Source organism: Arthrobacter monumenti, assembly GCF_054511255.1.
In genome coordinates, this window is record NZ_JBTNCY010000006.1 from 107,236 (window position 1) to 133,175 (window position 25,940).

Below are 25,940 nucleotides of genomic sequence, written 5' to 3' on the forward strand. Positions count from 1 at the left end.
GCGGGAGTTTACTTCCGCTTCTTTTCGTCCTGCGGCCAGGGTCCGACCTTTTCCTTGACGCTCTGGCGCTCGGAACCCTCGGGCAACATGCCGGCGTCGGTCACGTCACCAACTTTGTGGACCTTCAGCGAGTTGGTCGAACCCGCCTGTCCTGGAGGTGAACCGGCCGCAATAACCACCAGATCGTCGCGCTGGACCAGTCCCTGGGTGAAGAGCGTCTTGTCGACCTGTGCGGTCATGGCATCGGTGTGGGTGACGAAGTCAACCAGCAGCGGCTGGATTCCCCAGGTCAGCGCCAGCTGGCAGCGAACGGCCTCCACCGGGGTGAACGCGAATACCGGCTTGAGCGGGCGCAGGCGGGACAGCCGCCGTGCCGAGTCACCGGACTGGGTGAACGTGCAGATGTACTTGGCATCCAACTGGTTGGCGATTTCGACCGATGCGCGGGTGATGGCGCCACCGCGGGTTTTCGGGGAACTGCCCAGCGGAGGAATACGTTCCAGTCCGTCCGCTTCGGTTGCCTCGATGATCCGGGCCATCGTCTGCACGGTTTCGATGGGGTACTCCCCCACGCTTGTTTCACCCGAAAGCATGACGGCATCCGCGCCGTCGAGAACGGCGTTGGCGCAGTCCGAAGCTTCTGCACGGGTCGGACGGGGGCTGTCGATCATGGATTCGAGGACCTGCGTGGCCACGATGACCGGCTTGGCCCACCGGCGTGCCATTTCAATGGCACGTTTCTGGACCAACGGCACTTCCTCCAGCGGAAGCTCGACGCCGAGGTCCCCACGGGCGACCATGATGGCGTCAAAGGAGTCAATGATTTCCTCGAGGTGGTCCACTGCCTGCGGCTTCTCGATTTTGGCGATCACCGGCGTCCGGCGGCCTTCCTCGTCCATGATCTCGTGGACTCGCTTGATATCGACGGCGTCGCGGACAAACGACAGTGCGACAAGATCCACGCCACGGCGGATCGCCCAACGCAGGTCGTCTTCGTCCTTCTCGCTCAGCGCCGGTACGTTGACCGCGACACCGGGAAGGTTGATTCCCTTGTTGTTGGATACTGTCCCGGCCACCTCGACTTCGGTGATCACCCGGGGGCCCTCAATGGCGACCGCGCGGAGGGCGACCTTGCCGTCGTCGATCAGGATCGGGTCCCCGGCCTGGACGTCTTCCGGCAGGCCCTTGAAGGTCGTCGAGCAGATCTCGGCGGTTCCTTCGATATCTTCGGTCGTGATGATGAACCTGTCCCCGACCGCCAGAGCGTGCGGGCCGTTCGCGAACCGGCCGAGACGGATCTTGGGTCCCTGCAGGTCGGCCATAATGCCGACGGCCTTGCCGAGGTGGTCGGCTGCCTTGCGGACATTCTCATAGGTCCCGTCGTGGACCGAATGGTCGCCGTGGCTCATGTTCATGCGGGCAACGTCCACCCCCGCTTCGAGCACCGCCAGCGTGTTTTCATAACTGGCAATAGCCGGACCGAATGTAGCAACAATTTTTGCGCGTCTCATATACCTAGCCTAGTAGTCATCTGTTGATTGGTTGGCGACGGCCGTCTCTACAGCGCTGAGATGGATTGATCCGTCGGTGAAACCGGTGCAGGCAGCCGGGTGCTGCCCATCAAGTACTTGTCCACAGCGGCCGCGCATGCACGGCCCTCCGCAATAGCCCAGACAATCAGGGATTGCCCCCTGCCCGCGTCGCCGGCGGCGAAAACGCCGTCGGTGGTTGTCATGTAATAGCCGTCACGTTCTACATTGCCACGTTCGTCGAAAGCAGCATCCACCTGAGCGGCGAGTCCTTCGGATTCCGGACCTGTGAAGCCAAGGGACAGGAACACCAGATCCGCGGGAATCTCGCGTTCCGTGCCTGGTTTCGGGACGCGGCGGCCATCAACGAACTCGGTCTCGGCAACCTTGATGGCCTTGAGCACGCCGTCTCCGCCCAGGAACTCCACGGTCGAGGCGAGATACGTCCGTTCTCCGCCTTCTTCGTGGGCGGAGGCGACCTCGAACAGCGTCGGGGATGTCGGCCAGGGCTGATGCGGTGCACGCTCCGGCGGAGGCTGCTTGCCGATGGCGAGCGTCGTAACCGAGGCCGCCTGCTGCCGGTGCGCGGTGCCCAGGCAGTCGGCTCCGGTATCGCCGCCACCCAGAATCACGACGTGCTTGTCCTTGGCGTGGATCTGGTCCGGCACTTCTTCACCGGCCACCACGCGGTTCGACTGGATAAGGTAGTCCATGGCGAAATGCACGCCGTTCAGGTCCCTCCCGGGGATTGGCAAATCGCGGGGCACGGTGGCTCCGGTGGCAATAACGACGGCGTCATAGCGGCGCCGCAGCTCGCTCCAGGTGATGTCCGTGCCAATGTCGACGCCGGCACGGAAACGGGTGCCTTCCTCCCGCATTTGCCGGAGCCGGCGGTCGATGTGTTCCTTCTCCATCTTGAAGTCCGGAATTCCGTACCGTAGCAGTCCGCCAATGCGGTCATCCCGCTCGTAAACGGCCACCGTGTGCCCTACCCGGGTGAGTTGCTGTGCGGCGGCAAGGCCGGCCGGCCCGGACCCGACGACGGCGACCGTCTGGCCCGTCAACCGCGGCGGCTCGTGGGTATCCACCCAACCGTTCTCAAACGCGTCGTCAATGATCGAGACCTCCACCTGCTTGATGGTGACAGCAGGCTGGTTGATCCCCAGCACGCAGGAAGACTCACAAGGCGCGGGGCACAGCCGGCCGGTGAATTCAGGAAAATTGTTCGTGGCGTGCAGACGTTCAATCGCTTCTTCGCCTTTGCCCCGGCGGACCAGGTCATTCCACTCAGGAATGAGATTGCCCAGCGGACAACCCTGATGGCAGAACGGAATACCGCAGTCCATGCAGCGGCCGGCCTGGCGCCGCAGGGTTCCGCTCTCCTGTGGTTCGTGGACTTCTTTCCAGTCCATGATCCGCACGGGAACGGGCCGGCGTGGCTGCGTTTCGCGCTCGGTAACTTTCATGAAACCCCGTGGATCAGCCACCGGTCACCTCCAGAATCCGGTTCCACACTTCGTCGCCGTCGGGGTCCAGGCCCTCTTCGATGGCCTCCGCGCGGGTCTGCAGAACAGCGGCAAAATTGCGTGGCAGTATCTTGGTGATCCTGCCGATAGTTGATTCAAAGTCCGAAAGCAGACGGCGGCCCAGAGTGGATCCTGTCTCTTCGACATGTTCGACCAGCAGCTGGTGCACGATGTCCGCGTCTTCTGCGTCAGGTTCGAGCAGCAGCAGCTCGCCGGCGTCGAAGCTTTGCTTGTTCAGGCGTGTGGGTTCAAGGTCCAGCACGAATGCCGTGCCGCCGGACATGCCGGCCCCGAAGTTGCGTCCAGTCCGGCCCAGAATCAATGCCTGCCCGCCGGTCATGTACTCGCAACCGTGGTCGCCGATACCTTCAGCCACCGCCGTCGCACCGGAGTTGCGGACCAGGAAGCGTTCACCGACTTGTCCACGCAGGAAAATCTCCCCGCTCGTCGCGCCGTAGCCGATCACGTTGCCCGCGATCACGTTCCGGTCTGCGGGGAAGGGATTGCGCCGGTCCGGCTGGACGGTGATGCGGCCACCGGACAGTCCCTTGCCCACATAGTCGTTGGAGTCGCCGAACAGCCGCAGCGTGATGCCGGCCGGCAGGAACGCACCGAGTGATTGGCCCGCCTGCCCGGTAAGCGTGACATCGATAGTTCCAGGTGCCAGCTCCGAGATGCCGAAGCGCTTGGTCACTTGGTGTCCGAGCATGGTTCCCACCGACCGGTCGGTATTGAGTATGTCGAGGGAAATTTTCACCGGTGCCCGGTCGGTCAACGCCTCGGCGCTGAGCGCGATCAGCTGCTGGTCAAAGTGCTTATCCAGATTGTGATCCTGCGGCACCAAATTCCGGCGCGGGGCATCGTCGTCGAACTCCATTCCATGCAGAATTGGATCAAGGTCGAGTCCGTCGGCCTTCCAATGGTCCATCGCCTCCTTGGTGTCGAGGCATTCGACGCGGCCGATGGCCTCTTCCAGGCTCCGGAATCCCAGTTCGGCGAGGATCTCCCGGACCTCCTCGGCCAGGAACTCGAAGAAGTTGATCACGAATTCCGGCTTGCCGCTGAACCGTTTCCGCAGCAGCGGGTTTTGCGTGGCGACGCCCACCGGGCAGGTGTCGAGGTGGCAGACGCGCATCATGATGCAGCCCGAAACCACCAGGGGTGCGGTGGCAAAGCCGAATTCTTCGCCGCCCAGCAGGGCTGCGATCACCACGTCGCGGCCGGTTTTCAGCTGCCCGTCGACCTGGACGACGACCCGGTCGCGCAGGCCATTGAGCATCAGCGTCTGCTGCGTTTCGGCCAGGCCCAACTCCCATGGGGCACCGGCGTGTTTCAGCGAATTCAGCGGGCTGGCGCCGGTTCCGCCGTCGTGCCCGGACACCAGTACGACGTCGGCCTTTGCCTTGGTCACGCCGGCTGCCACGGTGCCGATCCCCACTTCGGACACCAGCTTCACATGGACCCGGGCCGACGGGTTGGACCGCTTGAGATCGTAGATCAGCTGCGCCAGGTCCTCGATGGAGTAAATGTCGTGGTGCGGCGGTGGTGAAATCAGGGCCACACCGGGGGTGGAATGACGGGTTGTTGCCACCCACGGGTACATCTTCGCAGCTCCCAGCTGGCCGCCCTCGCCTGGCTTGGCCCCCTGCGCCATCTTGATCTGGAGATCATCGGCGTTGGTCAGGTACAGGCTGGTCACACCGAACCGTCCGGAGGCGACCTGTTTGATGGCCGACCGGCGCTCCGGATCCAGCAGCCGGTCCACGTCCTCGCCGCCTTCACCCGTATTGGACTTGGCGCCGAGCCGGTTCATGGCGATCGCCAAGGTTTCGTGGGCTTCCTGGGAGATTGATCCGTAGCTCATAGCACCGGTGGAGAAGCGCTTGACGATCTCCGACACCGGCTCGACTTCCTCCAACGGCACCGGTTGGCGGTCGCCCGCATTGAACTTCAGCAGGCCGCGCAGTGTCATCAGTTCCTTGGACTGGTCATCGACGCCCCGGGTGTAGGCCTTGAAGATGTCGTACCGGCGCTCACGGGTGGCGTGCTGGAGGCGGAACACCGTTTCCGGATTGAACAGGTGCGGCGGTCCTTCACGGCGCCACTGGTACTCGCCGCCGTTTTCGAGTGCCCGGTGTGCTTGTTCGACGCCGTCGTCCGGGTAGGCCGTGGCATGGCGGGCAGCCGCTTCGGCGGCAATTACCTCCAGACCCACTCCACCGAGCTGTGAAACGGTGCCGGCGAAGAATTCATCCACCACCTCCTGGGACAGGCCCAGCGCCTCGAAGGTCTGCGCACCGCAGTAGGAAGCGACGGTGGAGATGCCCATCTTGGACATGATTTTCTGCACGCCCTTGCCAAGTCCCTTGATCAGGTTTTCGACAGCCTGGGACTCGCTAACGCCTTCGACTTCGCCATTGCGGACCAGTTCCTCGCAACTTTCCATTGCCAGGTAAGGGTTGACCGCGGATGCCCCGTAACCGATCAGGGCCGCCACATGGTGAACCTCGCGGACATCACCGGCCTCGACCACGAGAGAAGTCTTGGTCCGGTTGGCGCTGCGCAGCAGATGATGATGCACCGCGGACAGCAGCAATAGGGACGGAATGGGTGCCCACTGTGCGTTGGATTCGCGGTCGGAGATCACGACGTGCTGCACACCGCGGTTCATGGCCGCGGAGACCGTCTCGCAGATTTCCGCCAACCGGGCGCGCAGCGAAGCCGCACCGCCTTGAGGGCGGTAGAGGCCACGGACGCGCATCGCCGCCCTGCCGCCGCCGCTGGTTTCAAGGTTTGCGATTTTGGCGAGTTCGTCGTTATTGATCACGGGAAACGTCAGTTCCACCTGTTTGGCGTGCACCTGTCCCTGGCTGAGCAGGTTTCCGTCCGGCCCGATCGCCGTGTGCATCGATGTGACGAGTTCCTCGCGAATGGAATCCAACGGCGGATTGGTGACCTGGGCAAAAGACTGCACGAAGTAGTCGAAAAGCAGCCGTGGGCGCTTGGACAGCACCGCCACCGGGGTGTCGGAGCCCATCGCCCCCAACGGCTCCGCGCCCGTCTTCGCCATCGGTCCGAGCAGGATCCGCAGTTCCTCCTGGGTATAGCCAAACGTCCGCTGCCGGCGGTTAATCGAGGCGGCGGTGTGCACCACGTGTTCGCGCTCGGGCAGGTCCGCGAGGCTGACCATATTTTCCTTCACCCACTGTGCCCAGGGGTTTGCGGCGGCGACCTCGGTTTTGACTTCCTGGTCATCGATGATGCGTCCGGCTTCGGTATCGACGAGGAACATCTTGCCGGGGGAAACCCTGCCCTTCTTAACCACCCGCGCGGGATCCACATTGAGGACTCCGACCTCCGAGGCGAAAATGACCAGGCCATCCTCTGTAACCCAGTAACGCCCGGGCCTCAGCCCATTGCGGTCCAGGGTGGCGCCGACCAGCTTTCCGTCCGTAAAGGAAACCGCGGCAGGGCCGTCCCACGGCTCCATCAGCATCGAGTGGTACTGATAAAACGCCCGCCGTGCCGGATCCATGGTGGCGTGGTTTTCCCACGCCTCCGGAATCATCATCATGATGGCGTGCGTGATCGGCCGGCCGGAGAGCGTCAACAGCTCGGCCACCTCGTCGAAGGATGCCGAATCGGAGGCGCCGGGCGTACAGACGGGGTACAGCTCTTCGGGAATGTCTCCCAGCAGCGGACTCGCCAGCTGGGACTGGCGGGCGCGCATCCAGTTCCGGTTGCCCTTGACGGTATTGATCTCGCCGTTGTGGGCAATAGTGCGGAACGGCTGGGCCAGCGGCCACGACGGGAAGGTGTTGGTCGAGAAGCGCGAATGGACGATCCCGAGCTTGGTCTTGAACCGCGGGTCCGAAAGGTCCGGATAGAACGGCTCCAGCTGGGCCGTGGTCAGCATCCCCTTGTAGACGATCGTCTTGGACGACAGCGACGGGAAGTAGACGCCGTACTTGTTCTGTGCACGTTTGCGGACCCGGAATGCCTTTGCATCCAGATTGCCCGCTGCTGCACCCGGCGCGGGGGCGAGGAAGACCTGGACGAAGTTCGGCATACAGGCGCGGGCCATGGCGCCTACGAGGTCGGCGACGACCGGCACCTGGCGCCAGCCGAGCACAACCAAATCCTCTTCCATGGCCAGGGTTTCGATTCCCTCCTTGGCCGTTTCACCTTCGGTGCGCTCAGTTGGGAGGAAGGCGGTGCCGACGGCGTACCGGCCGGCGGGCGGGAGCTCGAAACCTGCCACCGCGCGGAAGAACTCATCCGGAACCTGGGTCAACAGCCCGGCGCCGTCACCGGTTCCCTCATCTGCTCCCACCGCGCCGCGGTGTTCCAGATTCCGCAATGCGGTCAGGGCGGCATCAACAATGTCGTGGCCCGGTTCTCCGCGGAGCGTGGCAATGACGGCAAGGCCGCAGGCGTCTTTTTCGTTTTCAGGTGAGTAGAGGCCGGCGGATTCGGGAATGGCCGCGAATCGCTCGAACGGTGATGGCGCGGCCGCGGAAATGGGTGCGGCCGCCGGATTGCCTGCGGCCGCCGGATTGGCGTTGAACGGTACAGAAGTCATGACTGGTGTCCTTCCCCCTTCAGATGGAGCTGGTGGAGGGGACAACTTTGGCCCCACACACGTCTGTTAGATACAGACATGCGTGATTTGTACTGGAAATACTATGGCAAACCGGCCCTGATCGTTCCGGAAACCGGGCAACATTTTAGTTACGCTTCCGCGACGGGAGGATCAATCCCGGGCCGCTGCGCGGAGGGCCTTGCCATGTACCCACATCAACGTGGTCGAGTCCTGCCAGATGGTAGTGGCGGACCTATGAATTCCGCTCGTTAGGGTGATCGAGCGTTGAAGTGTCTTGTACGTCACTTCGGGTATCAGAGACTCTAGCACGTCCCTCGCGTTCGGCGCTGCCTTCATCATCGGCCTGCCCGTGTTGCTCTGCCGGTTCCGACGTGTCCGCTCCAGCCTCGTCCGAATCTTGGACGTCTGCGCCTGCATTCTCCGCGCCGGCATCAGTGTCCTCCGTTTCCGGCTTAGGCTCACGTCCGGGCAGGTACACGGAATCTGGCACACCGCTGCCCTTCATGCGCCGTCCGAGCACTATGAAGACGACCACGGCCACCACGAAGACAATGATGCTTGTCCACACGTTGAGCCGGACGCCGAAGATGAGTTCGGCGTCGTCAATCCGCATTGCTTCAATCCACACCCGGCCGAGGGTGTAATAAGCGGCGTACAGCCAGAACAGGCGCCCGAGGCGGAACTTGAAACGCCGGTCGAGCACGAGCAGGAGCGCCACGCCAGCCAGATTCCACAGCGATTCGTAGAGAAACGTGGGATGGAACAGCGTATCGGCGGGCAACCCGGCCGGGAAGTCCGGGTTGTCGGCGTCGATCTCAAGTCCCCATGGCAGTGTGGTGGGTCCGCCGTAGAGCTCCTGATTGAACCAGTTGCCCCACCTGCCGATGGCCTGCGCCAGCAGCAGGCCGGGCGCTGCGGCGTCCATGAAGGCCGTCAGTTTTACCCCGGATCTGCGGCAGCCTATCCACGCACCTACAACGCCCAGTACGACGGCGCCCCAGATACCCAGCCCGCCGAGCCAGATCTGCGGAATCAGCCATAGGTTGCCGTCCTCGCCGAAATACGCGTCGGGTGAGGAGAACACGTGGTACAGCCGCCCGCCGATAATGCCAAACGGAACGGCCCAGATCGCGATATCCCAGATGGCGTCTTCGGGCCCACCGCGGCGCTTCCACCGCACGGATGTCAGCCAGAGGGCGGCAGCTATACCGGCCAGGATGCACAATGCGTAGGCATGTATGGTCAACGGCCCAATGTTAAAGCCGCTCCAGTCGGGACTGGGGATGCTCATGGGCAGTTGGGTGACCGCGTCAACGGCAGTTCGCATTAGTCAGCTTCCTGTGGTGAAGGTATCGCGATTGCTGGAAAGGAGGTGGCGATCCGGCTTACGAGGTGCTTGTCCAGCTTGAATTATGCCAGTCCCGCACTTAGTTCTTTGGCAAGCTGCCCGACGGCGCTGACCCCGCCGTCGCGCAGGGCCGCCACCAAGGCGGTTCCCACGATGACGCCGTCGGCGTAGGCTGCGATTTCACGGACATGTTCGGCGGTGGAAACACCTAGACCGACACAGACCCGTTTTGCGCCTGCTGCATGGGTGTCGTCAACGACCTTGTGTGCGGCGCTGCTGACCTTGCTCCGTGCGCCGGTCACTCCCATGATGGAAACCGCGTAGACAAAGCCGCGGCTGGCCTCGACCGTGCGGTGCAGCCGCTCCGGCGAGGAGGACGGCGCAACCAGGAAGATCCGGTCCAGGCCGTACTTGTCCGAGACCTCCATCCATTCGGCGGCTTCGTCGGGGATAAGGTCTGGCGTGATCAGTCCCGCTCCCCCGGCTTCGGCCAGCCGGCGGCCGAATTCGTCCACTCCGAGGCGCATTACCGGGTTCCAGTAGGTCATGACGACGACCGGAACATCCGTCCGTGCGGTAATTCCTGCGACGACGTCGAAGAGCTGGCTTACCCTGAAGCCGTTGGCGAGTGCCTCGACAGTGGCATCCTGGATAACCGGGCCGTCCATCACCGGATCCGAATACGGAACGCCGATCTCGATCAGGTCCACGCCGTTGTCGGCGAGGGCTACGGCCGCATCAATTGACCTGGGGACATCCGGGTAACCTGCGGGCAGGTATCCAATCAGGGCCGACCGGCCGGCGTTACGTGCGCGGTCAATGGCCGCCGCAGACTTGCTGGTCTGCCCGCTGTCGACGGCGCCGCTCATTTGTCTTCCCCTTCGGTCACGGTTTCGGAATCCACTTTTTCAGTATCCAGAAGGTCAAACCATTCCGCGGCCGTGGCGACGTCCTTATCGCCCCTTCCGGAAAGGTTGACGATGATGACGGCTTCATTAACGGGACGTCCGGCGCCGGTGTGGCCGGCCTGGTCCCAGCGCCGGGCAACTTTCAGTGCACCCGCGAGGGCGTGTGCCGACTCGATCGCCGGGATAATCCCTTCCGTACGGCACAGCAACTGGAAGGAATCCATCGCTTCGGCGTCGGTAATGGGTTCATACGTGACTCTGCCGATGTCGGCGAGGTAGGAATGTTCCGGACCCACCCCGGGGTAATCCAATCCGGCGGAGATGGAGTGCGATTCCACCGTCTGGCCGTCTTCATCCTGCATCAGGTAGGAGCGGGCACCGTGCAGGACGCCGGGGCGGCCCAAGGTGATACTGGCAGCGTGGCGTCCGGTTTCCACGCCGTCGCCGCCCGCCTCGAACCCGAAGATTTCCACGTCCTTGTCATCGAGGAAGGCGTGGAATATCCCGATGGCGTTCGAGCCGCCGCCGATACAGGCACAGACAGCGTCGGGGAGGGCACCGGTCTGTTCCAGAATCTGTCCGCGTGCTTCGTCTCCGATGACCTCGTGGAAGAACCGGACCATGGCGGGAAACGGATGCGCGCCGGCAACGGTGCCGAGCAGGTAATGGGTGTGGTCCACGTTGGCCACCCAGTCCCGCAGCGCCTCGTTAATGGCATCTTTCAGGGTCTGCGAGCCATGCGCGACCGGAATGACTTTAGCTCCCAGCAGTTCCATCCGGGCCACGTTCAGCGCCTGGCGGCGGGTGTCTTCAGCCCCCATGTAGACGACGCATTCCATTCCCATCAGGGCGGCCGCCGTCGCGCTGGCCACGCCATGCTGACCGGCACCGGTCTCGGCAATCAGCCGGGACTTGCCCATCCGCTTGGCCAGCAGAGCCTGCCCCAGCACGTTATTGATCTTGTGGGACCCGGTATGGTTCAGGTCCTCCCGCTTGAGGAAGATCCGGGTGCCGTAGGCGTGTTCGCTGAATCGCTTCGCCTCGGTCAGCAGGGACGGCCGTCCGGAGTAATTGCGGTTCAACTCGGCGATCTCGGAGACAAAGTCCGGGTCGGCCCGCGCTTTCTCGAAGGTGTCTTCCAGCTCGTCGAGGGCGGCAATCAGTGATTCAGGCATCCAACGCCCGCCGTAAGCGCCGAAATACGGACCGGTGGCTCCCCGCAGCGACTCCCTGCCTTCAAGGAACGCTTCCGCCCCTTCAGCACCGGCGCCTTGGGTCTGGTTGTCGTCGCTCCCGGCCGTCCTGTCACCGGCCGCGGCAACTTTCCTGGTCGGTTCTGGATCGGTGGCGGTCTCCGCCGTCCGCTGCGGTGGTTGCGGTTTGTCAGTCATTGATGCACCTTCTAAGTTTCGAAAGGCGGGCACTGCACCGCTGCGGCGGATGCACCCGACGGGCTTCTTGCGGCGGCGTTGCTATCGGTTGGCGATAACTGCGGCGCCCGCGCGGCTGAATGTCTCGATGGCCTCTTGGGGATTGTTGTTCCGGACCAATGCCTCGCCGACCAGGATCGCGTTGGCTCCAAGCGATGCGAAATGTTCGACGTCGGCCACATCCCGTACCCCCGATTCGGCAATGATCAACGAACCGGCGGGGATGGTTTCGACCAAGGAGGCAAAGACCGACCGGTCGATGTCGAGGGTTTTCAGGTTGCGGACATTGACGCCGATAATACGGGCGTTGGCGGCAACGGCACGTTCAACTTCCTCAACCGTGTGGGCCTCAACCAGCACGTTCATGCCGAGTTCATGGCTCAGTCCCATCAGTTCAGTCAGTTGCGCGTCGGACAAGGCCGCGACGATCAACAGGATCAAGTCCGCCCCATGGGCGCGGGCTTCCAGCACCTGATAGGCATCGACGGTGAAGTCCTTACGCAACAGCGGCACCTGCACACTGGACCGGACAGCATCCAGGTCCTGCAGCGAACCGCCGAACCGGCGCTGTTCGGTGAGCACACTGATGACCGCCGCTCCGCCGTCTGCGTAGCTGCGCGCCAGCACAGACGGATCCGCGATGTGGGCCAAATCGCCCTTGGAGGGGCTCTTGCGCTTAACTTCCGCAATTACCCGAAGCTGTGTCCGGGGTGCGTCGTTGCCGCCGAGGGCTGCAAAAGCGTCCAGTGCGGGAGCCGTCGCGGCGGCCATGTCCCGCAGATGCAACGTACTGACAGTTGATTTACGGTCCTGCAGGTCCTCTTTGACCCCAACAATGATGTCGTCGAGAACGCTCACGCTCAGTGTCCGTTGTTCTTGAGTTTATGACCGCCGACGCCGAAGCCGACCTTGCGCATGATCAAGCCAACGAGCAGTCCGATACCCATGACGACGACGCCGATCCAGAACCACAGCGCACTTGCGAGGGCAAAGGCCACACAGGAAATAGCCGATCCGAACAGGACAATGGCCACCAGCGTCCAGGCGGCTGGACTGTTGCCGTGACCGACGGGTTCCGCGTGGCGCTCCGCCTCGGCGGCGGCGCGGGCTTCAGCTGATTCAGAAGTGTTGACGGTGGCGTTGGCGCCCATGGTGAATCTCCCTAACGTATTTGTGCCTTCGTCCATTCTGCCATTACTTGCAGCAGTTGACTGCCCTGTTACCGGTGCTGCTGGGTTTATGAGGTTTATCCCGTGGGGTCCTTGCCGCGGCTTAGCTGGTCCCAACTCTCAATCTCGTCTGCGGGCTCTTCGTCCGCTTCGTCGGCGCTGGCGGGCTCCCCCGGCCGCGCCGGGTCTGCGGTGGTGGAACCGCCCGCACCTGCGGCCGGACCTCGTGCAGATGCGCCTGCTGCTGTCCCGCTTGTCCCGGCGGTGGACGAGGCGTCCGTGTCAAAGCGCTTGGTGCGCCCCCAATACCGTCCGGCCAGCACGATGACGACGGCGCTGACGGCCAGCAGCCCGCCTCCGGCGACCGCAATGGCAGGGAAAACGGTGACGGATGTTTGGGCCGAGCTGCCGATAATGCCGATCGCGTCGGCGACCTGCCCCTCGGACGAGGCCCTCGGATTCGCCATCACGCTGAGTGCCGAGGCGATAATTCCGGCCGCGGCTGCGAGGATGATCACCGCGATAGCCAGACGCGCAATCCGCCCGGCGATCGTTGAGGCCAGTGCTCCGGCCAGGGCGACCAGGGCAAGCGCCGTCACGGCCGTGGCCGCCTCGCTGCCGGCGATGGTGAGATCCGGCGTCGGCACGGCTTGTTCAGGCAAATCCACCCTCAGCCACGTCTGCGTTGTCGAGGCAAAGACGATGGCCGCGCTGATTATCGTCAGCAGGACAACGCGGCCCTTGCGGCTCCAGGCCGGGGCGTTGGCGGCGCTCATCGTTGTTGCTCCCGTCCGCCCGCGTCGTCCAAGGGCGTGCCGGCGTCGTTCCTCTGCACCGGCTCCAGCCGTTCCGACAACCATGCAGCGCGCAAGGGAGCCGCGGCCTTGTTGACCGATTCCGTTGCCTCGTCCGCCAACACGGAATCTGCGACGATGCCTCCGCCGGCCTGCACGTAGGCCCGGCCTTCGCGCAGCAGGAGCGAGCGGATGGCGATGGCCATATCCATATCGCCGGCGAAATCAAGGTAGCCCACAACGCCGCCATAGACCCCGCGCCGGTGGGGTTCGAGCTCGTCGATCAGCTGCAGGGCACGTGGTTTGGGCGCGCCGGAAAGCGTTCCGGCGGGGAACGTCGCCGCGAGGACGTCGTAGGCGGTTGCCGTGGAGGAGAGCTTTCCGACGACGGTCGACACCAGATGCATGATGTGGCTGAAGCGTTCAATCTCCATGAACTGGCTGACGTCGACGGAGCCCGGTTTGCAGACACGCGAGATATCGTTGCGGGCGAGGTCGACCAGCATCAGATGCTCGGCCCGTTCCTTTTCGTCGGCCAACAGGTCCTCAGCCAGTTCCCGGTCCGCCTCGATAGTCTTCCCGCGCGGACGTGAGCCGGCAATGGGATGCGTAATGACCTCTTCCCCGGTGACGGTGACCAATGCTTCGGGGGACGATCCGACCACGGAGTACCGGCGGCCGTCCGCGTCCTGCAGGGAGAAGATGTACATATACGGACTGGGATTGGTCTGCCGCAGCACGCGGTAAACGTCCAGCGGCGAGGAACGGCATTCGAGTTCGAACCGCCTGGAGATCACAACCTGGAAGACATCGCCGTCGACGATGGCTTCCTTGCCGCGCTCAATCGCCGCAAGGTAGCGCTCCTCCTGCCACCGCTCCTGCACCAACGGCATCAGCTCACTGCTGTCCTGTGGACCGGGAGCCATCACGGACACCGGTTCGCCATCGCCGGTGGTCATCCTGTCCAACATGGAGTTCAACCGGCCAGCGGCGTCGTGCCAGGCTTCGTCGACGCGCTGGGAGGTGTCGTCATAGTTGATGGCATTGGCGATCAGCAGGACCGACCCATCTGTATTGTCGTGAACGGCCATATCCGTGACCAGGCACATGGCCATCTCCGGAAGGTTCAGATCGTCCTCCGGCGGGCTCGTCAGCCGTTCCCAGTGCCGGACGACCTCCCAGCCGAGGAAACCGACCAGGCCGGAGGTAAAGGGGGGCAGTCCAGCAAACCGTTCTGTCTGCAAGGCTTCGATGGTGTCGCGGACCGCGTCCACGGGATTGCCCTCGAGCGGTACCCCCACCGGAGGTTCCCCGAGCCAATGCGCCTGGCCGTCTTTGGTGGTCAGGGTGGCGCGTGAGTCAGCGCCAATGAAGGAATAGCGGGACCAGACGCCGCTGCTGGCCGCAGACTCCATCAGGAATGTTCCGGGCTGGCCCTGTGCGAGCTTCCGGTACAAACCGATCGGGGTATGGGCATCAGCGAGGACCTTCATGGTGACAGGGATGACTCTGTGCTCGCTGGCCAGCTCCCGGAATTCCTCCAGGGTCGGGCTAATCACTCCCAGATCGTGCATTTAGTCAGTTCCTTCGATAGGTCCGACGGCGGCGCTGATGTCCCGTCCGTCGAAACATGTCCGTGTGCCGGTGTGGCAGGCGGCACCGACCTGGTCGACGCGGATCAACAGGGCGTCGCCGTCGCAATCGATTGCAGCGGATTTCACCCATTGAACATGGCCGGAGGTGTCGCCTTTGCGCCAGTACTCCTGCCGGGAGCGGGAGAAAAAAGTCACTCTGCCGCTGGTGAGCGTGCGGCGCAGGGCTTCCTCATCCATCCATCCAAGCATCAATACGTCGCCGGTATCGAATTGTTGAATGATTGCTGCCACCAGTCCGGAAGCGTCTTTTTTCAGTTCAAAAGCCAGCCGGCCGTCCGCACCTATCAGTGGGTGCTTGGAGGCAGGGGGCAGTGGGGAGTCAGACATCCCCTCGATTCTAGTGCCAGCAGTCTGATGTTCCATTTTCAGCGGCCCGAAATCACATACACGGCCCGCGCTGAGCCCATCCGGAGCCAGGATGTGGTTCATTTCGGGCAATTGGCGCGATTGCATGCTAGTTTCAGCAGTGATGCACTTCGTTGAACCGTCCCGGGAAGTCCTGGCCGAAACACTGCTGGCGGCCGGACCGGGTTCGGCCACGCTCTGTGAGGGATGGCAGACAAAGCATCTGGCGGCGCATCTGTATCTTCGTGAACACCGTGCCGCCGTCGCATTGGGCCTGGTCGCAAAGCCGCTGTCGAAAGTCACTGACAAGGCCACCCGGAAGCTGGCTGAGGCGTCCAGCGCCCGTGCCGAATATACGAAGCTGGTGGAGAAGTTCCGTGCCGGCCCTTCCGCCCTGTCCCCGATGAAGCTGCCGGTCGTGGACAAGAACGTGAACCTGATCGAGTATTTCGTCCACACCGAAGACGTCCGGCGGGCAACGCAGCGCTGGGCTCCGCGGGCGCTGGACGAGGAATATTCGTCGGCGTTATGGGACGAACTCGTCAAGCGGGCAGCCATTCTCTACCGCGGAGTGGACCTGGGAATCGTCCTGGTGCGTCCTTCCGGTCCACGACACGTGGCCAAGCGGGCGCCCGTATCGGTGGCCATTGTGGGTGAACCCGGCGAACTGCTGATGCACGCCCACGGGCGGACCAAGCACGCGTTGGTCACCTTCGAAGGCGAACCGGACGCGGTGGCGCTGCTGGACAGCGCAGAAATCGGTAACTAGCGGACCGGGTACCCTGCCTCGGCAATTGCCTTTTTCACTTGCGCGAGGGCGCTGACCGGTCCGAAATGGAAGATCGATGCCGCCAGCACGGCGTCCGCTCCGGCCTGCACCGCCGGGGGAAAATGTGCCGGCTCCCCCGCCCCGCCCGAAGCGATCAATGGAACCTTGACCGCTGCCCGCACAGCGCGGATCATCTCCAGGTCGAATCCGTCCTTGGTTCCATCGGCATCGATCGAATTCAGGAGTATTTCGCCGACGCCGCGTTCTGCGGCTTCGTGTGCCCAGGCAACCGCGTCTATCCCGGTGCCCCTGCGCCCGCCGTGCGTGGTGACCTCGAAGCCTGACGGCGTCAGTCCCGGCGCCCGGCGGGCGTCCAGCGAGAGGACCAGCACCTGCGCGCCGAAGTGCGAGGTGATTTCGTCGATCACCCCGGGACGATTGACGGCCGCCGTGTTGATGGATGCCTTGTCCGCACCGCACCGGAGCAGCCGGTCAACCTCGGCCACACCGCGCACACCCCCGCCAACGGTCAGGGGGATGAAGACCTCTTCGGCGGTACGGGCCACCATGTCGAAGGTCGTTTCCCTGTCGCTGGAGGAGGCTGTGACGTCCAGGAAAGTCAGCTCGTCGGCGCCTGCCGAATCGTAACGGTGCGCCAGCTCCACCGGATCGCCCGCATCCCGCAGTCCGGCGAAATTGATGCCTTTGACCACCCGTCCGGCATCAACGTCCAGGCAGGGAATGACTCTAATGGCTACGCTCACGACGCTGCCCTCCTAGATACGGCAGGCGTGGATGCTGCTGACCAGGATCGCGCGCGCCCCGAGCTCATACAGGTCATCCATGATCTTGTTCGTGTCCTGCCGGCGCACCATCGAACGCACCGCAACCCATTGGCGGTCGCGCAGCGGGGACACAGTCGGCGATTCCAGGCCGGGGGTCATGTTGCAGGCGGCATCGGCGAGGTCAACATGCACGTCGTAGTCCATCATCACGTATTGCTGGGCCACCAGCACGCCCTGGATCCGGCGCTGCAGCACGTCCAGGCCGGCCGGTTGCTCCGAGTCGGTACGTCCGATCAGCACGGCCTCGGAATACAGAATGGGATCACCGAATGTCTCCAGCCCGGATGCACGCAAAGTGGTCCCCGTGGAGACAACGTCGGCCACGGCATCCGCCACGCCGAGCCGGACGGCCGACTCGACCGCTCCATCCAAGCGGACGACGGAAGCGTCAATGTTGCGGTCGGCGAGGTACCGGCGGAGCAATCCGTCGTAACTGGTGGCGATGCGGCGGCCGTTCAGCTGGGACAGGTCGCTGAATTCGCCTACCGGACCGGCAAACCGGAAGGTCGAGCCGGCGAAGCCCAGGTTCATCAGCTCCACGGCATCCACCTCTGCATCGAGCAGGAGGTCACGGCCGGTGATCCCGACGTCGAGGGTTCCGCCGCCGACGTACACGGCGATATCCCGGGGGCGGAGGAAAAAGAATTCGATGTCGCTTTCCGGGTCCACGAGCACAAGCTCGCGGGTGTCCCGGCGTTGGCGGTAGCCCGCTTCGGACAGCAGGGCGGAGGCGGCTTCGGACAGGGATCCCTTGTTGGGAACAGCTACTCGCAGCATGGTGAAATCTTTCTTCTCGATGGTCCGTCGGAGTCGTCGGCAACGGGAACGGATCGCCTGGCGCGTCCGCTCCCTACAGATGCTTGTAGACGTCCTCGAGGGTGAGACCTTTGGAAATCATCATGACCTGCACGTGGTACAGCAGTTGGGAAATTTCCTCCGCCGCGGCTTCGTCTGACTCGTATTCGGCGGCCATCCAGACCTCGGCAGCCTCCTCGACGACCTTCTTCCCGATGCCGTGCACCCCTGAATCGAGTTCAGCGACGGTGCGCGAACCGTCGGGACGGCTTCCGGCTTTTTCGCTGAGTTCGGCGAAGAGCGTCTCGAAGTTTTTCACATCCTCCAGCGTACCGGGTGTGTCCGCCCGGGGCTGATTCGCGCTACCCGTTATGACATTTCCCACGGTGCCAGTGTCAACGCGGCCGAAAGTGCCGCCGTCGTTGCTTCATGTCCCTTGTCTTCCTTGGAACCGGGCAGACCGGCCCTGTCAATGCCCTGCTGTTCATCGTCGCAGGTCAGCACTCCGAAACCGACCGGTGTCCCGGTCCGGACGGTGACGTCGGTCAGTCCATCTGTGGCGGCCTGGCAAACGTACTCGAAATGCGGTGTTCCCCCGCGGATAACGACGCCGAGGGCGACGACGGCATCGAAGTGCGGAGCCAGCCGCGCGGCTGCGACCGAAAGTTCGAAACTCCCCGGCACCCGCAGCACAGTAGGCTCACTGACTCCCGCTTCTTCCGCGGCACGCCGGGCACCGTCCAGCAGTCCGTCCATGATGGTGGTGTGCCAGCTGGCGGCAACAATGGCCAGCTTCAGCCGGGATGCGCCGCCGTCGTTCTTCAGGTCAATGGCCGGGGCCCCGTGGCCGCTCATAGTGCTCCCTTGGTTGTTTCCGCGCCGGTATCGGGGCGGTTTGGCAGATCGATGTGGAAGTCCGCCTCGGCGGCGGCTTCGAGTTCGGCGCTGAGATCTTCGTCCAGTTCTGTCAACAGCGACAGTTTGTGGTTCATCCGGTCCCGTTTGGTCAGCAGATACCGTTCATTCTGGATCCGGGCCGGCACCTGTGTCGGCACCATCTCCTGAACCGCGATTCCATACTCCAGCAGCCGGGACAGCTTGTCCGGATTATTGCTGAGTAGACGGATATTTGAGTGACCAAGTTCGGCCAGGATATGCGCAGCGGCCTGATAGTTCCGGGCATCAACCGGCAGTCCAAGTTGCTCGTTGGCCTCGACGGTGTCCGCACCCGCCTCCTGCAGCGCGTAGGCCCGAAGCTTGTTGGCCAGGCCAATGCCGCGGCCCTCATGGCCGCGCAGGTAAATCAGTGTTCCGCCGTGTTCCTGGATCAGCTTCAGTGCCATGTCCAGTTGCTCACCGCAGTCGCAGCGGTACGATCCCATCACGTCTCCGGTGAGGCATTCCGAGTGCAGCCGGACCAGGGGAGCGTCATCGCTGTTGCCATCGGCCGAGACACTCAAATGTTCGATCCCGGTGCCGTTGTCCGTCCAGGCACGGGCACGGAAGCTACCAAACGCCGTCGGCAGTTCCACTTCCGGTCCACCGCTGACAGGGGGAAGCGCCGCCTCCGGATCCACAGTCCTGGATTCAGTCATGATTATTCCTTTCCCCTGCGGCAACCGGTGTTCCAAAACGGCCGCTTTCGGACCGGCGCCGGAAAGCAGCGAGGTCCTCGATCGAAATCAACAGGCAGTTCTGCTCCCGTGCGAACCGGCGCAGACCTTCCAGCCGCATCATCTCACCATCATCGTGCACAACTTCCGCAATCACACCAACCGGCTGGCATCCCGCCAGACGGCACAGATCAACCGCCGCTTCGGTGTGTCCGGGACGTGTAAGCACACCGCCTTCAACCGCACGAAGGGGGAAAATATGCCCGGGCCGGTGCAGGTCTGCAGCCGTCGACGATGCCGAGGCGAGCACGGCCGCGGTGCGGGCACGGTCGCCGGCGCTGATTCCGGTGGTCACTCCAGCAGCCGCATCGCAGGAAACCGTGTAGGCGGTGCCCTTGGCGTCCTGGTTCACCTCAACCATGGCCGGCAGCTGCAGCAGTTCCGCCCGCTCTCCGGTCATGGGTACGCAGACGACGCCGGAGCTGTGGCGGATGGTCCAGCCCATCAATTCCCGGGTTGCGAACTGCGCCGCGAAAATGATGTCGCCCTCGTTCTCGCGGTTCTCATTATCGACCACCAACACCGGCCTGCCGGCGGCAATGGCGGCGATGGCATCCTCGATGGAGTCGAGACCGGGCCTGTTGCGGGCTTCTGTGACGTTCATGATTGCTGCCTTCCGCCGTCGAAGGCCAGCAACCGTTCGGTGTACTTGGCCAGGACGTCAACTTCGATATTGACCGGTGATCCTTCTTCCTTGGCTCCGAGTCCTGTCTCGGACAAGGTGGTTGGAATGAGCCCGACTTCGAACCATGGAGTTTCGTCGGCCGCATCGCTGACGGCGGTAACTGTCAGTGAAACTCCATCGACGGCAATGGAACCCTTTTCCGCGATGTACCTGGCGAGATCCTGAGGGACTGCGAATCGCAGGCGTTCCCACTGTGCCTGACGTTCCCGTTCAATCAGTGTCCCGACACCATCAACGTGCCCTTGGACGACATGGCCATCAAGCCGCTCTCCGGCCTGTACGCAGCGCTCGAGGTTTACGCTGTCTCCCGGCTTCAAACCACCCGTCGTGGAGCGCTTGAGAGTCTCCCCCATCACGTCCACGTGCAGCATTCCTGCTTCGACGCCCGTTGCAGTGAGGCAGACTCCATTGACCGCGATGGAGCCGCCAATACTGAGGTCCTTACTGCTCTGCGGAGCCTGCAGCACCAGCACGGCGCTGTCCGCTGCCGCATCAACATTGACCTCAACGACCCTGCCCTGCTCTGCGATAATTCCGGTAAACATGTGTTCTCTCTCTATCCGATCTACTGCTTTGCCGGTTCCAGCTGCAGCCGCAAATCCCGGCCCAGTGGTACCGCACATCCACGCCCGACAGGGTCCAAGTCCCAATGCTGCGCCTGGCTTAATGAGTTGATTCCGAGATCCTCGAGGGCAGGAATTCCCCGCCCGAGAAACATCGGAGCAAGGTAAATAATGATTTCGTCGACCAATCCCTCCGCGAGAAATGCGCTGGAGACCTTGGATCCACCCTCGATCATCAGGTGGCGGACGCCGCGCGCGTGAAGTTCCGCGCCAACGTGGCGCGGATCATGGCTGTCATAGTGGACGAATCCGCCACCGCCTTCATTGCGGACCGCCGCCCCGGCCGGAACATCGCGGTGCCCCATCACCACGCGCAGCGGCTGGGATGCGGCCGGCGCGCCGTCCTCGTCTCTGGCGGTCAGTCTAGGGTCGTCCGCGAGTACCGTTCCGGTGCCAACCAGGATGGCGTCAGCCCGTGACCTCAACTGATGGCTGTCGCGGCGTGACTCGGGACCGGATATCCACTGGCTGGTGCCATCCGATGCGGCGATCTGCCCATCCAGGGTTTGCGCCATCCGCAGGGTAGTAAAGGGTCTGGCTTTGGCAACGGCGTCGAGCCACCTCCGGTTCAGCCTGGCGGCTTCATCCTCCAGCAGGCCGGACTCAACTTCGATTCCGGCGTTCCGCAGGGTCTCCGATCCGCCCGCTGCAGTGTGGCTGATGTCATGAACGGCATAGATAATCCGGGAGATTCGGGCCTCGATTATGGCGTCCGTGCACGGCAAAGTCCGTCCGGTATGATTACACGGCTCAAGCGTGACGACCATCGTCGCACCTTCGATTTTGCTGCCGCGATTCCCGGCGTCGGCAATGGCGTCCCGTTCAGCATGAGGAGTGCCTGCACCCCGGTGGTATCCAGTCCCGAGCACGGTGCCTGTGGAGTCCAGAATGACTGCTCCAACGAGCGGATTTGCGCCCCGGACTCCGCGGGAAGCGAGCTCCAGGGCAGCCGCCATAGCCTGGCGTTCCGGGTCGCTGAAACTCCGGCTCTGGTATGTTTCCACGCCTTTGAGTTTCATGCCCTGGTCCGTCCGGAGGACATGACCTCATCGGGCCGCCGTCGACACTGCGACATCTGGCGTTCCTTCCCCTCGTCCGCTTCGGCGGCTCCGGGGTTGCGACAGCTGTTGCGGCGCTGCAGCGCGGAAGCCCCGACAGGGACCTGCGCGTTGCGGGCAACGCTGTACGTGCTTCTCCCATCCAGACTTTAACTGTCGGTACCGGAATTTCACCAGTTCAGCCGCTCTCTGTCCTCCGCCACTTCCCGGTGGGAAAGCTGGCATCGAACATCAAACGGGTCGCGGACTATAACCGCCGGTTCGGACTTACACCGACCCCGGAGCACGTGTACGGATTCGATTATTCCATATCGGAGCCGTTGTGCGCCCGTTGGGCCGCTTGGCGGAGGTGTTCGACGGCGGTATTCGGATCTTCGGCGCCATAAACTGCCGAACCAGCCACGAAAATGTTCGCGCCCGCCTCCGCCGCTCTGCCGATGGTTTCCGCGTTGATCCCGCCATCCACTTGGATAGCAACGTCGACTCCGGCACCATCCACAGCAGCCCTGGCCTTCCGGATTTTGGGCAACATGATGTCCAGGAACTCCTGACCACCGAAGCCGGGCTCGACAGTCATAAGGAGTAACAGATCCAATTCGGCAAGCATATCCAGGCACGACTCGACCGGAGTCGCCGGCCGCAACGCCATCCCTGCCTTGCTCCCCCGCGCCCGCAACTCCCTGGCCAGCTTCACTGGAGCGGCGGAGGCCTCAAGGTGGAAGGTCACCGATTCCAGCCCCGCCTCGGCGAAGGACGGAGCCCACCGGTCCACTTCTGAAATCATCAAATGCGCATCCAGCGGGCGTGAGGAAACCTGCTGGATCCTCTCCACCACCGGAAGGCCTATGGTCAGGTTGGGAACAAAGTGGTTGTCCATCACGTCAACGTGCACAGCGTCCGCCGCGCTGACCCGCGCCAGCTCCGCCTCGAGGTTGACGAAATCAGCGGAAAGAATACTTGGATTGATGCAACAGGTGCGCATACTGCCCTCTCTAGGCGGTCTTGCCGGCTTCTTGGCTAGGTTTTCCGGATCAGCGCCAGGAACATGGCATCGGTCTGGTGAATGTGCGGCCACAATTGTGCGGTCATACCGGCTCCCGCATTGAGCCCTCCCGACAGGCTTGCCTTGTCCAGCGTCCCGCCCGCATCAATGAGTTCGGCGTCGTCCCGTTTGTTCAGAACGTCGGTGACGACGGCGGTGGTTTCAGCGGGGTGCGGCGAACAGGTCGCATAGGCGACAATTCCGCCCGGGCGGGCGGCGTCGAGGGCTGCCTGCAGAAGGCCCCGCTGGAGCGGACCCAGATCCGCCAGGTCCGAGGGCTTACGGCGCCACCGCGCTTCCGGCCGGCGGCGCAGCGCCCCCAGCCCCGTGCATGGGGCATCCACCAGGACTCGGTCGAAGTGTTCCGGAAATTCCTCGCCAATGCTCCTGCCGTCCTCCACGCGGACGTCCCAGATGCCGGCAGGAATCGGCGACAAGGCCTGGCGGACGAGTTTTGCCCGGTGCGGTGCGGGTTCATTTGCAAGCAGCGTCGCATCCCGCTGGGCCGCCAGGGACGCCAGCAGGGCCGCTTTGCCACCCGGTCCGGCACATAGATCCAGCCACTTTTCGCCAGCCTTGCCGGAGCCGTCATCGGCCCCGCCGGACACCTCGCCGGCCGCTTTGGGACCATCGCCGTTCTCCGCTTTGTGCCCATCTGCCCGCCGAGCACCGGCCGGCGCTGTTGAGGCGACGGTCAGCGCTCTGGCAACAAGCTGGGACCCGGCGTCCTGGACGCGGGTGGTGCCTTCGCGCACGCTGGACAGGCGTCCAACATCTCCCTCGGAGTACAAAGCCGAGCCCTCGACGAGCGCGCCGGGGCGCCCGCCCGCCTCCAGTGCCTCGGCAAGATCCCCGATACCGGGCAGCGCAACAAGATTCACCACGGGCGCTGCATTGTTGGCGGCGAGGAGCTGCTCAATCTCCGCTGCATCACGTCCGTGCACCACCAAAGACTGCCGCAACGCACGTACCACCCATTCAGGATGGCTGTGCCGCAGGGCCGATGACTTGGTCGGATCCGTTACTGCCGATGTGATTTGATCCAGCCAGGCGGGAAGGTCTTTAGCAGTAACCCGCCTTAACACGGCATTAATGAGGGTGGCCGGTCCGGCACCTATGACGGCCCTGGCCAGGCCGACAGTTTGGTCGAGGGCGGCATGTGGAGGCACCCGCATGGCCAGAAGCTGATGTGCGCCGATCCGCAAGGCGTCAAGGATGGCGGGGTCCAGCTTCGCCAGCGGCCTGTCAACGCATTCGGCGAGGATGGCGTCATAGGTGCCCTGCCCGCGAAGCGCGCCATAGGCGAGTTCGGTGGCAAACCCGGCTCCGCGCTTGTCCAGACGGTTCTCCCGGATCCGGGCGGGGAGAACAAGATTTGCATACGCGTCCTCCTCCGCAACGGCGCGAAGAACCTCGAATGCCGCAAGCCGTGCGGGATCGGCCTTCCTCGTCCGTTGCGACGGCGCTGATTGCGTATGGCTTGAGGCCGCCGGCCTGTTCCGCTCTCTGCCCTTGGCATTCCGCCGTTGCGGCTTTCCACTCTGGGCGCCATGTCGACGGGGGCTTCGCTCTTCATCCCGCGGGCTCATACAAACATCACGTCTTCCTGGTGGTCCATTCCCCGCATCCAGTCGGCGGCGGCCATGGATTTCCTGCCTGCCGGCTGCACAATATGCAACCGGACATTATGCGAGCCCGTACCGGCCACAACGCTTTTCTTGTCGGCCGTCAAACGGATCCGGCCGGGGCCGAGACTGTCGACACTGTGCTCAAGCGCGACCGGCCCCAATTTGAACCGTTGGCCGTCGAGGGTCGTCCAAGCCCCTGGTTCGGGTGATACACCCCTGATTCTCCGGTCGACAGCCAATGCAGGCTGGCTCCAGTCGATCCGTGCATCCTCAATCGTGAGTTTCGGCGCCATGGAGACTTCTCCCGATTGTGGAACGGGCGCCGCATCTCCAGCCTCCAGGGCGGCAAGTGTCTGTTGCAGGAGCACAGCTCCACTGTGGGACAACCGTTCCAGCAGGATTCCCGATGTATAGCCGGGTCGTATCTCCTCGGTCAGCCTGCCGAAAACAGGGCCCGTGTCCAGCCCGGTTTCCAACCGGAATGTCGAAGCCCCAGTGATTTCGTCTCCATGGATAATGGCATGCTGCACGGGCGCGGCGCCGCGCCAGGCCGGCAGGAGTGAAAAATGCAGGTTAACCCAGCCGTGCGCTGGGATCGTTAGCGCAGCCGCTGGAATCAGTGCCCCATAGGCGACGATTGCTGCTGCGTCCGCGTCAAAGGACGCCAGCTTTTCTGTAATGTCCGCATCGATCCTGGAGGCGTGGATTACCTCGATATCAAGTTCGGCGGCACGCTGGGCGACAGCGGAAGGTGTCAGGACCCGGCGACGCCCGACCGGAGCATCCGGACGCGTCAGGACCGCCATGACTTCGTGTCCGGCGGCAAGAACTGCGTCCAGAGACGGGACGGCCACGGCGGGCGTGCCCGCAAAGATGAGCCTCATGAATTCACCCGGAAACTGCTTCCGACATTCCGTTCCCGTTGCTGGCGCGTGGAAGCTGACAGGCCTTCATAACCGCGGTCGCGGATGGAACGCATAGCGGCCCTGCGCTCGTCGCCGATGAGCCGGTTAATGTAGAGAATCCCATTCAGGTGATCCGTCTCATGTTGAAGGGCACGTGCCAGCACGCCTGTGCCTTCAATCGTTACCGGCTCTCCGTCCTGGTTTTGCCCGGTGACCCGCGCCCATTCCTTGCGCGGTGTGGGAAACCCCAGTCCCGGAACCGACAAACATCCCTCGGAACCTTCCTGGTCCTGGTCTCCAACCTCAAGCACAGGATTCACAACATGGCCGCTTTCTCCACCCGCAGAGTATGTAAAGATGCGCAGATTCACCCCAACTTGTGGAGCCGCCAAGCCAGCACCATCGACGTCGTGCATGGTCTCTTCCATGTCGGCTATGAGCTTCCGGAGTCCGGCTCCGAAATCCGTCACCGGCTCGGATTGGGTCCGGAGCACCGGGTCTCCAATGAGGCGAATGCTCAGGATTGCCATCGGACTTTTCTCGCTTTCCGCGCTGGGGCAGGCAGATAAAGGGCGGCTGGCACTGCGGCCAGCATAACCAAGTTTAGTGA

24 protein-coding genes and 1 riboswitch are annotated in these 25,940 nt (G+C 63.3%); of the genes, 1 reads left to right on the plus strand and 23 read right to left on the minus strand.

What is annotated here, in order from left to right; genetic code table 11:
- Positions 1 to 8: 8 nt before the first annotated feature.
- The 11 genes from pyk to hisI all read right to left on the minus strand — a co-directional run bounded on the left by pyk (position 9) and on the right by hisI (position 15,289).
- Positions 9 to 1,511 (minus strand): pyruvate kinase, encoded by a 1,503-nt coding sequence (pyk, locus tag ACX80B_RS10405; RefSeq protein WP_459295780.1) that lies wholly within the window; start codon positions 1,509 to 1,511, stop codon positions 9 to 11.
- A gap of 47 nt (positions 1,512 to 1,558) precedes the next feature.
- Positions 1,559 to 3,016, minus strand: a complete 1,458-nt coding sequence (locus tag ACX80B_RS10410) for a glutamate synthase subunit beta (protein ID WP_459295782.1) — start codon at positions 3,014 to 3,016, stop codon at positions 1,559 to 1,561.
- Positions 3,009 to 7,637, minus strand: coding sequence for a glutamate synthase large subunit (gene gltB / locus ACX80B_RS10415; protein ID WP_459295784.1), 4,629 nt, complete (start codon positions 7,635 to 7,637; stop codon positions 3,009 to 3,011). The genes ACX80B_RS10410 and gltB overlap by 8 nt, the downstream gene beginning before the upstream one ends.
- Before the next feature lie 253 nt (positions 7,638 to 7,890).
- Complete coding sequence (gene lgt / locus ACX80B_RS10420) at positions 7,891 to 8,985, minus strand: prolipoprotein diacylglyceryl transferase (RefSeq protein WP_459295786.1); 1,095 nt, start codon at positions 8,983 to 8,985, stop codon at positions 7,891 to 7,893.
- Between the two features lie 83 nt (positions 8,986 to 9,068).
- Complete coding sequence (gene trpA / locus ACX80B_RS10425) at positions 9,069 to 9,875, minus strand: tryptophan synthase subunit alpha (RefSeq protein ID WP_459295788.1); 807 nt, start codon at positions 9,873 to 9,875, stop codon at positions 9,069 to 9,071.
- Positions 9,872 to 11,305 carry a tryptophan synthase subunit beta gene (gene trpB, locus ACX80B_RS10430; RefSeq protein WP_459295790.1) on the minus strand — a complete coding sequence of 478 codons (1,434 nt, stop codon included), beginning with the start codon at positions 11,303 to 11,305 and terminating at the stop codon, positions 9,872 to 9,874. Before trpB ends, trpA begins: the two co-directional genes overlap by 4 nt.
- A gap of 81 nt (positions 11,306 to 11,386) precedes the next feature.
- Positions 11,387 to 12,202, minus strand: a complete 816-nt coding sequence (trpC, locus tag ACX80B_RS10435; protein WP_459295792.1) for an indole-3-glycerol phosphate synthase TrpC — start codon at positions 12,200 to 12,202, stop codon at positions 11,387 to 11,389.
- 2 nt (positions 12,203 to 12,204) lie between these two features.
- Positions 12,205 to 12,495, minus strand: a complete 291-nt coding sequence (locus ACX80B_RS10440) for an HGxxPAAW family protein (protein WP_459295794.1) — start codon at positions 12,493 to 12,495, stop codon at positions 12,205 to 12,207.
- 95 nt (positions 12,496 to 12,590) lie between these two features.
- The gene (locus ACX80B_RS10445) at positions 12,591 to 13,289 is read right to left on the minus strand and encodes a Trp biosynthesis-associated membrane protein (RefSeq protein ID WP_459295796.1); all 699 of its coding nucleotides are present in this window, start codon (positions 13,287 to 13,289) and stop codon (positions 12,591 to 12,593) included.
- Complete coding sequence (locus ACX80B_RS10450; protein WP_459295798.1) at positions 13,286 to 14,881, minus strand: anthranilate synthase component I; 1,596 nt, start codon at positions 14,879 to 14,881, stop codon at positions 13,286 to 13,288. Before ACX80B_RS10450 ends, ACX80B_RS10445 begins: the two co-directional genes overlap by 4 nt.
- Positions 14,882 to 15,289, minus strand: a complete 408-nt coding sequence (gene hisI / locus ACX80B_RS10455; RefSeq protein ID WP_459295800.1) for a phosphoribosyl-AMP cyclohydrolase — start codon at positions 15,287 to 15,289, stop codon at positions 14,882 to 14,884. It abuts the gene before it with no gap.
- Positions 15,290 to 15,431: 142 nt separating this feature from the next.
- On the opposite strand from hisI, the gene ACX80B_RS10460 reads away from it, so the two are divergent.
- Complete coding sequence (locus ACX80B_RS10460; RefSeq protein ID WP_459296120.1) at positions 15,432 to 16,076, plus strand: TIGR03085 family metal-binding protein; 645 nt, start codon at positions 15,432 to 15,434, stop codon at positions 16,074 to 16,076.
- Here ACX80B_RS10460 and hisF read toward each other — a convergent pair.
- The 12 genes from hisF to def all read right to left on the minus strand — a co-directional run bounded on the left by hisF (position 16,073) and on the right by def (position 25,860).
- On the minus strand, positions 16,073 to 16,840 hold the full coding sequence (hisF, locus tag ACX80B_RS10465; RefSeq protein WP_459295802.1) for an imidazole glycerol phosphate synthase subunit HisF: 768 nt from the start codon (positions 16,838 to 16,840) through the stop codon (positions 16,073 to 16,075). The two genes, ACX80B_RS10460 and hisF, sit on opposite strands and share 4 nt — an antisense overlap.
- Positions 16,841 to 16,852: 12 nt before the next feature.
- Positions 16,853 to 17,698 carry an ATP phosphoribosyltransferase gene (hisG, locus tag ACX80B_RS10470; RefSeq protein ID WP_459295804.1) on the minus strand — a complete coding sequence of 282 codons (846 nt, stop codon included), beginning with the start codon at positions 17,696 to 17,698 and terminating at the stop codon, positions 16,853 to 16,855.
- 73 nt (positions 17,699 to 17,771) lie between these two features.
- The gene (locus ACX80B_RS10475; protein ID WP_459296122.1) at positions 17,772 to 18,035 is read right to left on the minus strand and encodes a phosphoribosyl-ATP diphosphatase; all 264 of its coding nucleotides are present in this window, start codon (positions 18,033 to 18,035) and stop codon (positions 17,772 to 17,774) included.
- Between the two features lie 50 nt (positions 18,036 to 18,085).
- Positions 18,086 to 18,571, minus strand: a complete 486-nt coding sequence (gene ribH, locus ACX80B_RS10480) for a 6,7-dimethyl-8-ribityllumazine synthase (RefSeq protein ID WP_459295806.1) — start codon at positions 18,569 to 18,571, stop codon at positions 18,086 to 18,088.
- The gene (gene ribA / locus ACX80B_RS10485) at positions 18,568 to 19,311 is read right to left on the minus strand and encodes a GTP cyclohydrolase II (protein WP_459295808.1); all 744 of its coding nucleotides are present in this window, start codon (positions 19,309 to 19,311) and stop codon (positions 18,568 to 18,570) included. The genes ribH and ribA overlap by 4 nt, the downstream gene beginning before the upstream one ends.
- Positions 19,304 to 19,993 (minus strand): 3,4-dihydroxy-2-butanone-4-phosphate synthase, encoded by a 690-nt coding sequence (gene ribB, locus ACX80B_RS10490; RefSeq protein ID WP_459295810.1) that lies wholly within the window; start codon positions 19,991 to 19,993, stop codon positions 19,304 to 19,306. The genes ribA and ribB overlap by 8 nt, the downstream gene beginning before the upstream one ends.
- Positions 19,990 to 20,619 (minus strand): riboflavin synthase, encoded by a 630-nt coding sequence (locus ACX80B_RS10495; RefSeq protein ID WP_459295812.1) that lies wholly within the window; start codon positions 20,617 to 20,619, stop codon positions 19,990 to 19,992. Before ACX80B_RS10495 ends, ribB begins: the two co-directional genes overlap by 4 nt.
- Before the next feature lie 20 nt (positions 20,620 to 20,639).
- On the minus strand, positions 20,640 to 21,716 hold the full coding sequence (gene ribD / locus ACX80B_RS10500) for a bifunctional diaminohydroxyphosphoribosylaminopyrimidine deaminase/5-amino-6-(5-phosphoribosylamino)uracil reductase RibD (RefSeq protein WP_459295814.1): 1,077 nt from the start codon (positions 21,714 to 21,716) through the stop codon (positions 20,640 to 20,642).
- A gap of 164 nt (positions 21,717 to 21,880) precedes the next feature.
- A riboswitch (FMN riboswitch) is annotated at positions 21,881 to 22,046 on the minus strand.
- A gap of 10 nt (positions 22,047 to 22,056) precedes the next feature.
- Entirely contained in the window at positions 22,057 to 22,737 is a 681-nt protein-coding gene (rpe, locus tag ACX80B_RS10505) for a ribulose-phosphate 3-epimerase (RefSeq protein WP_459295816.1), read from the minus strand.
- Positions 22,738 to 22,772: 35 nt separating this feature from the next.
- Positions 22,773 to 24,386 carry an RsmB/NOP family class I SAM-dependent RNA methyltransferase gene (locus tag ACX80B_RS10510; protein ID WP_459295818.1) on the minus strand — a complete coding sequence of 538 codons (1,614 nt, stop codon included), beginning with the start codon at positions 24,384 to 24,386 and terminating at the stop codon, positions 22,773 to 22,775.
- On the minus strand, positions 24,383 to 25,309 hold the full coding sequence (fmt, locus tag ACX80B_RS10515) for a methionyl-tRNA formyltransferase (protein WP_459295820.1): 927 nt from the start codon (positions 25,307 to 25,309) through the stop codon (positions 24,383 to 24,385). The genes ACX80B_RS10510 and fmt overlap by 4 nt, the downstream gene beginning before the upstream one ends.
- Positions 25,306 to 25,860, minus strand: coding sequence for a peptide deformylase (gene def / locus ACX80B_RS10520; RefSeq protein ID WP_459295822.1), 555 nt, complete (start codon positions 25,858 to 25,860; stop codon positions 25,306 to 25,308). The genes fmt and def overlap by 4 nt, the downstream gene beginning before the upstream one ends.
- Positions 25,861 to 25,940: the final 80 nt, after the last annotated feature.

Excerpts from the sequence above, each read along its gene's own strand:
- pyk (WP_459295780.1), bottom strand. The coding sequence starts at position 1,511 with ATGAGACGCGCAAAAATTGTTGCTACATTCGGTCCGGCTATTGCCAGT.
- gltB (WP_459295784.1), bottom strand. The coding sequence starts at position 7,637 with ATGACTTCTGTACCGTTCAACGCCAATCCGGCGGCCGCAGGCAATCCG.
- lgt (WP_459295786.1), bottom strand. The coding sequence starts at position 8,985 with ATGCGAACTGCCGTTGACGCGGTCACCCAACTGCCCATGAGCATCCCC.
- trpA (WP_459295788.1), bottom strand. The coding sequence starts at position 9,875 with ATGAGCGGCGCCGTCGACAGCGGGCAGACCAGCAAGTCTGCGGCGGCC.
- trpB (WP_459295790.1), bottom strand. The coding sequence starts at position 11,305 with ATGACTGACAAACCGCAACCACCGCAGCGGACGGCGGAGACCGCCACC.
- ACX80B_RS10440 (WP_459295794.1), bottom strand. The coding sequence starts at position 12,495 with ATGGGCGCCAACGCCACCGTCAACACTTCTGAATCAGCTGAAGCCCGC.
- ACX80B_RS10445 (WP_459295796.1), bottom strand. The coding sequence starts at position 13,289 with ATGAGCGCCGCCAACGCCCCGGCCTGGAGCCGCAAGGGCCGCGTTGTC.
- ACX80B_RS10450 (WP_459295798.1), bottom strand. The coding sequence starts at position 14,881 with ATGCACGATCTGGGAGTGATTAGCCCGACCCTGGAGGAATTCCGGGAG.
- hisI (WP_459295800.1), bottom strand. The coding sequence starts at position 15,289 with ATGTCTGACTCCCCACTGCCCCCTGCCTCCAAGCACCCACTGATAGGT.
- ACX80B_RS10460 (WP_459296120.1), top strand. The coding sequence starts at position 15,432 with ATGCACTTCGTTGAACCGTCCCGGGAAGTCCTGGCCGAAACACTGCTG.
- hisG (WP_459295804.1), bottom strand. The coding sequence starts at position 17,698 with ATGCTGCGAGTAGCTGTTCCCAACAAGGGATCCCTGTCCGAAGCCGCC.
- ribH (WP_459295806.1), bottom strand. The coding sequence starts at position 18,571 with ATGAGCGGCCACGGGGCCCCGGCCATTGACCTGAAGAACGACGGCGGC.
- ribA (WP_459295808.1), bottom strand. The coding sequence starts at position 19,311 with ATGACTGAATCCAGGACTGTGGATCCGGAGGCGGCGCTTCCCCCTGTC.
- ribB (WP_459295810.1), bottom strand. The coding sequence starts at position 19,993 with ATGAACGTCACAGAAGCCCGCAACAGGCCCGGTCTCGACTCCATCGAG.
- ACX80B_RS10495 (WP_459295812.1), bottom strand. The coding sequence starts at position 20,619 with ATGTTTACCGGAATTATCGCAGAGCAGGGCAGGGTCGTTGAGGTCAAT.
- ribD (WP_459295814.1), bottom strand. The coding sequence starts at position 21,716 with ATGAAACTCAAAGGCGTGGAAACATACCAGAGCCGGAGTTTCAGCGAC.
- rpe (WP_459295816.1), bottom strand. The coding sequence starts at position 22,737 with ATGCGCACCTGTTGCATCAATCCAAGTATTCTTTCCGCTGATTTCGTC.
- ACX80B_RS10510 (WP_459295818.1), bottom strand. The coding sequence starts at position 24,386 with ATGAGCCCGCGGGATGAAGAGCGAAGCCCCCGTCGACATGGCGCCCAG.
- fmt (WP_459295820.1), bottom strand. The coding sequence starts at position 25,309 with ATGAGGCTCATCTTTGCGGGCACGCCCGCCGTGGCCGTCCCGTCTCTG.
- def (WP_459295822.1), bottom strand. The coding sequence starts at position 25,860 with ATGGCAATCCTGAGCATTCGCCTCATTGGAGACCCGGTGCTCCGGACC.